The 6,227-nt window shown below is 29.7% G+C and carries 6 protein-coding genes; 2 read left to right on the top strand and 4 right to left on the bottom strand.

Annotated features, from left to right (window positions below; all coding sequences use genetic code 11):
• Nucleotides 1–36 precede the first annotated feature (36 nt).
• Nucleotides 37–1,011 (bottom strand): hypothetical protein, encoded by a 975-nt coding sequence (locus ACH2CJ_RS14240; protein ID WP_394993610.1) that lies wholly within the window; start codon nucleotides 1,009–1,011, stop codon nucleotides 37–39.
• Nucleotides 1,012–1,058: 47 nt separating this feature from the next.
• Complete coding sequence (locus ACH2CJ_RS14235) at nucleotides 1,059–2,000, bottom strand: nucleotide-diphospho-sugar transferase (RefSeq protein WP_394993609.1); 942 nt, start codon at nucleotides 1,998–2,000, stop codon at nucleotides 1,059–1,061.
• Nucleotides 2,001–2,633: 633 nt separating this feature from the next.
• On the opposite strand from ACH2CJ_RS14235, the gene ACH2CJ_RS14230 reads away from it, so the two are divergent.
• Nucleotides 2,634–2,813, top strand: a complete 180-nt coding sequence (locus ACH2CJ_RS14230) for a hypothetical protein (RefSeq protein WP_394993608.1) — start codon at nucleotides 2,634–2,636, stop codon at nucleotides 2,811–2,813.
• Nucleotides 2,814–3,090: 277 nt separating this feature from the next.
• On the opposite strand, the gene ACH2CJ_RS14225 is transcribed toward ACH2CJ_RS14230, so the two are convergent.
• Nucleotides 3,091–4,344, bottom strand: coding sequence for an ABC transporter ATP-binding protein (locus tag ACH2CJ_RS14225; RefSeq protein WP_394993607.1), 1,254 nt, complete (start codon nucleotides 4,342–4,344; stop codon nucleotides 3,091–3,093).
• A gap of 258 nt (nucleotides 4,345–4,602) precedes the next feature.
• A complete protein-coding gene (locus tag ACH2CJ_RS14220) occupies nucleotides 4,603–5,526 on the bottom strand; it encodes a hypothetical protein (protein ID WP_394993606.1) in 924 nt (307 codons plus the stop codon).
• A 216-nt stretch (nucleotides 5,527–5,742) separates the two neighbouring features.
• Here ACH2CJ_RS14220 and ACH2CJ_RS14215 point away from each other — a divergent pair, with 216 nt between their 5' ends.
• Nucleotides 5,743–5,883, top strand: a complete 141-nt coding sequence (locus ACH2CJ_RS14215) for a hypothetical protein (protein WP_394993605.1) — start codon at nucleotides 5,743–5,745, stop codon at nucleotides 5,881–5,883.
• Nucleotides 5,884–6,227: the final 344 nt, after the last annotated feature.

The raw sequence follows: 6,227 nt of genomic DNA, 5'->3' as shown, positions 1-6,227 counted from the left end.
TTGTATCGGGTTTAGATTTTGAAATATAAAAGCATTTTACCAATAGCAGCCATTTTCTACCAATTGAATCTCCGCTGGTTTCTCAATTTCCAAAGGTCTAACCCAATATTGATTCATAAATTTTCGTGTGGGTTCATGAGCTTCCCAACGTTTCCCAATAATTCCAAAAAGATTTTGGGTGGCTCCCCCTAAATGTATTCCTTTTTTACCTGATCTTTTTGCATGAGCTGCAAGATGAAAGCCATAAGCTCCACAACCTATTATGGCAATATCAAAAGTTATTTTGTCCATTTCAGACTTCATATGATCTAAGGATTCAAACCAATCTTTAAAAATTGTTTTTGAATTTCCTGCACTTTGTATTGCCTTAATAGTTTTCAAATTAAATTTGGGAAGAACCCGCTTATCTTTAAATAGTTTTTCTCTACTAACATACTGAGCTAATATACTTTCTTGAAAAGGATGAATAACTAATACCGTTTTACCTTCCAAAGCTTCACTCCACGGATTTTCATGAAAATAAGGTTCAATATCTGGCAATTGTATCTTAATAGTATGAGATAGCTCTTTTTTTAATAATCTCTCTCTATATAACCATGTTCCTAATATATCTAAATATTTTATATCCTCTAATAATAAGTCACTGTAACGTTTAGCATTTTCGTTTGAGTGAGGAAAGAAACCAGACACATAAATCATATCATGAATAATCTGTTGTTCCCATAAAAAGGAATTTATTTTATTAGTAATGTAATAATCTCTTTTACGAAAAAACCAATCTTGTACTATTAGACTATTAGTAAGATAAGCTATCTCAGTAGCACCAAAACGCCCAATCATTAAGGGGGTATCATCATTCAACCGATTTTTAATTAAATCTGATGCTTGTTGATTTCGCAGACTTGCATCTTCAAAATCGTAAGATACACCATCATATCTATTATGCTCATCAGATATACTTTTATAGACTATTCTCAAGAATGACAATATTTTTCTTTCAATAATACTCATAAATTTTATCATTTAAAAACGAAATTAAAGCAAATATTTTCTTTCATTTAAATAAGCCTTTTAATAAATCGCTTTATTCTATTAAAATAACTTTCTACTTCAATCTTTCCAAAAATTATATTTTGAATAAAAATATCTGCTTTATAATTTCTTTTAATTTGAAATGGGTGCTTTAAAGGGAAATTTAATTGATAAGTAGGACGATTTAACAAATAATTGTCTGCACTATTAAAATGTGTACTATCTTCTCCAAATCCAATATTTGAAACTAAATTTACTTTTGGAATAATTGCGTATTGCCTACGTTTCATACTATGCAAGTGAAATTGACAATCCCACATATCTTGAGGAGGATTTTTTTCTATTTTATAGAGTTCTTGTTTCCACCATAGCTTATATTTATTTTCCTTAAATACGAAATCAAGTATTTGTTTTTTTTCTATATCTTTCCAACCCGTAATATGCAATTGAAACCCATCCCAACTTCTTTTCCAAGTTGCCCAACCCCAACTCGATGGAAATATAGAATAATAATAGTCATCTGAAATTTCCATAGGTTGTTTCAACTGAAAATTATTTCCTGAAATAGCAGAAATTTTAAGATTATCTCTATATTTCTCTAATAATTCTGAACAAAATTTAAAAAAGGTATCGTTAGGTAAACAATCGTCTTCTAAAATAATTCCTTCTTCTACATGTTCAAAAAACCATGTTATTGCTTCAGACGGCCCTCTACCACAGCCCACGTTTTGTTCACGGAATAATATTTTAACGTCACAATCCCAATCTATGTGTTCTAAAACCCAATTTCTAATATATTCTACCTTTTCTTTTTCTCCATTTTTATTAGACCTATGTCCATCTGAAACGATAAAAAAAAATTGCGGTTGTTGCTTCCGAATTTCATTAAAAACTTTTTGGGTTGATTCTACTTTGTTAAAAATAATGAACAATATAGGATAGTGAAAATTTTCAGATATGTTTATCATCAAATAGAAATTTATTTTATTTTTTACACTAAACTTGATTACCTAAAATTTATTATTGAAGCTATTTAAAATTTTATTTTTTGTTGATTTTGCGTAAAAAAATGACTGAGAATGCTATGAAATGTAAAGACATTTAGTTTTTGACTGAAAATTCAAACCTGACAAATAGTGCTTTGAAACCATCACTCCAAGCATTTGATTGTAAATTACTGCCCTGTCTTTATAAAGTTCTTCATCAAAAAGGTGAGTATCCGACTGACAAAGGGCTTGCTAATTGTTGTTATTTCGAGGATTAGGTTTATGGGAATAATATTTTCCTTTTCACATGCTTTACTAAACTCTTTAGAATAAAACCCTGAGTCAGCATTTGGAAACCAGTTTTTTAAATTAATTCCAATCTCTTTTAGCACAGTAAAAAATTAATCAAAAAGGATCTGTATCTGAAATAGGTCATGATGTTGTCTCTATTGAAGAGTAGAAATTGCAAAGTTAAAGCCTTGAATATCAGCTAAAAAGAGTGTATTATAATGTTTGAGTGACTTTACGCCTTTGATAACTGATGGCAACCCTACTATTTTTTCGCTGAAGTATGACTTCAACTCAATAAGATAAAGGTCTAAATATGTTAGATTTGTGTATAAAATATTTGAATATTTTTCCAACAATTGGCTTTTGACAACAGCGGCTTACGCCACTTGTTTACTGATAGTAAAGGGTATTCCAACTAAGTACAGTTCTATTAAAAAAACTCTTTTGTTGGTAGTTCTTCCCATTGAAGTCGGACAGCCGACGCTTCCTGTTTTCATTCAGTAAAAAATGGTTTCAACTATCTCTGTTAGCGGTAAAGTTGGGTCTAAACCCCGTGTTTCAATTGTCAAATGTGGTAAAATCTACATTTCAATAGTATATTTGTTGAGTATTCTGATTCTATGTTGAGTTTTTAGTTCGCAACAAAAAATTTTCACCTATTTAGGAATACTTTTTAAAAGTTTAAGCAGATTCACAAAGTACAGTAAGTGTGCATCAAAGAATAATCTGCAAAAATTTTACTAATTTTTTTTAATATTTAAATGAAAGCCATTAATTATTATCATTCAAGTAACATTACTCCAGCATCTTTATACCTATACGTAAAACCAGAGTTACTAATATACCCGCTACAATTTAATGTAATTGCATTTGATATTAATACATAAAATTTTTCTAAGGGTTTTGTTAGTTGAATATCTATAAAATATATTCCTTTATTCATTTTTTTAGGTAAACTAATTTTTCTGACTATTTCAAACTCCCCTGCTTCATAAGTAGGCATTTCGAACTCTGCAAATTCTTTATTAAATAATGCTAATGGTTCTTCTCGCTCGTTTTTTAATAATATCTCAAAACACATATTCTGTTTCTCATATAAGGTCCCTATTATTCTGACTTCCAGTGTACTATTATTTCCTGTAATAATAATATTCTGACACTCCGATTCATTTACTGTTACTTTTTTTATTAAAACCACTTCATCCAAAATAATAATATTTTCCATAATATTTTTAGACTGATTAGACATATTTGCCAAATAAGAACGTATTGCCTCATTGGTTTTTCCTTCAAAATTTATTCCCCCATTTTTTAATACAATAGTTCTATGACATAATTTTTCTATAGAACTCAGATTATGACTCACAAATAATACTGTTCTACCTTCTTTATTGCTTACATCTTGCATTTTTCCAATGGCTTTTTTTTGAAATTCAGCATCGCCAACAGCCAAAACTTCATCAACAACTAATATTTCAGGTTCCAAATGTGCGGCAACTGCGAAACCCAACCGTACCATCATACCAGAAGAGTATCTTTTGACTGGCGTATCAATGTAACGTTCAACCCCACTAAAATCAATGATTTCATCTAATTTCGATTTTATTTCAGTTTTGGTCATCCCCAATATTGCTCCATTCAAATATATATTTTCTCTCCCGGTCAGTTCAGGATGAAATCCAGTTCCTACTTCTAATAAGGAGGCGATTCTTCCATTATAATGAATTCCGCCTGTGGTAGGCCCTGTAACTTTTGATAAAATCTTTAACAATGTAGATTTCCCTGCACCATTTTTTCCAATGATTCCCAAAATTTCACCAGGCATTACCTCAAAATTAATGTCTTTTAATGCCCATACATATTCACTGGTACCCTTTTTTGTGCGATCGTTAGTTTCACCAATTTTAAGATAAGGATCCTCTAAACCTCTCATGCGGTGATACCATCTCCTCAAATCATGAGAAAGCGTGCCTGTACCAATGTTACCAAGACGGTACTGTTTTGATAAATTTTCTACTATAATAATGGGTTTCATTTATAGAATATTTTTTTGGTTACTACTCAGGTACTTTTTTGTTGAAATAATACAATTTTATAATATGAAATTTGTACTTTTTTAATAAAAATGCCAAACTATTGATTAAAGAAAATTCTGGTTTTCTTAGGAAAATACGATTTGATGATACTTTTCTAAAAATTGCCCAAAAATTCTTTAAAAATTTATATATTTTATTGAAAAATTACAATAAAAGTACCTGAGTAGTAACTTTTTTTGTATTCAATTGGTATCCCTTTAAACATAACATGATAGAATAAATTCTCTGAGGGTAACATGTCTATCATATTGATGTATTACCGAAGGAAAAAGGTCTAAATGTCCTTCGTAATAAATTTTATTGTCTACAATCTTTATATCCTCCATTTTTTGCATTCCGACTGTAAATACCCTATTACCATTCGGTAATTTCGTAAAATAAGGAAGTTTTTTATAACTAATAAAATAATTAAAAATTCCTTGGTCAAACCCCTCCATCTTATTAGGTATTTTATCCCTTATGATATGACTCGTATAATCATTTAAAAAATGACAAATGGATTCGTAATCACCAAGTATTGTTCCTGAACAATAAATGTTATTTTGTTTTATCTCTTCAAATACGTCGTTCCCATAACCTGCAATTATCCATTGTTTATTCCAATTTTCTTTTTCTAAAATTATTTCGCCATTTTCTTCAAAAGCATATACTTTATTTGCCTCTATTTTTTTAAAAATATCTTCCTGAAATATGACATCTCTGGTATCAGTTAAAAATACATTATCGTATTCATTTTGTTTTAGGTAGCTATAATACAACATAAACCTGCTCGTAGCCACATAATAATCCAAATAATATTTAGAAAATACCCAATTCGGTAGAGACCTTCCTTTTTTAAGACGTCGTAATGTTAAGGTAGTAATACAAAATTTGATAAGGTCTTTTATAAATAAGGGTGTGTAATATTCTAAATATTTAAAAAAGCGAATATACCAACGGTTTTGTTTTTCAAAATTTATCAATTTAAGTTTAAAACTATATTTATCATAAATAACTTCAGTACTATTATTAATAAAAAAGATGAGGTCTCCTTTGAATCCTGTTTTTTCTAAAGAATTTAAAAATGGTAACATTGATTCTTTAGAATAATTGTATGCTGTTCCAATAATGACATTTCTCATTTGATTGCTGTTAAAACTTAGGATAATGTATAACTTTGATTGTTGAGTTGTGTTAGTTTTTCTAAAGATTGATTATCTATCATTTAGAAATATCTTCTTTGGCACAATTAAAGAATGTAATTCCGTAAATGATTGTTATCAGAAATAAATATTTTTCACCCTTAGGATCAAAAGGTTTTCTATTTTTATAATGGCTTGCAGGGTGTGTTTTTTAGTATGAATAACAGTTCAAATACCAGTACGAGCATTATGGTTACGAGTTTACAAAGTGGAAAAGAATACACCTTTAGGGTAGTTGGTGTTGGTAATAATTCTACCCGTATTTATAGCGATATTTTCAACAGTTTTGTGTTATAAATCCCTATTTAACGGTTACCAACCAAAATCTCTTTGTAAGACCTCACACATCCTCAAGCAGTAATCGGATTTTAAAAGTCCACGGCAACAGACCGTTCCCTATCGTTGGAAAGGGTTAGAAATTGTGCAAGTTTTTTTCGTCCACAAGAGACTTCCCAATCATTGAGGATTAAAGGCATTAGTTTTATGTTTGGCTACTTTTTTCATGATACCCACTTCATAAGCTTTCCTCAATTCTGGGGAGGGCTTTTAAGTTCTGTATGTTTTTCAATGTAAAACGCTTCGGCGTACCGACGCAAAATGTAAAACAGAAAAATGTAAAACTGAAATGATACAAAATATTA

The organism is Emticicia sp. (assembly GCF_043780375.1).
Taxonomy (GTDB): domain Bacteria; phylum Bacteroidota; class Bacteroidia; order Cytophagales; family Spirosomataceae; genus Emticicia.
The sequence above is the reverse complement of the archived record's forward strand: the minus strand, read 5'-3'. Positions and strand labels throughout refer to the sequence as shown.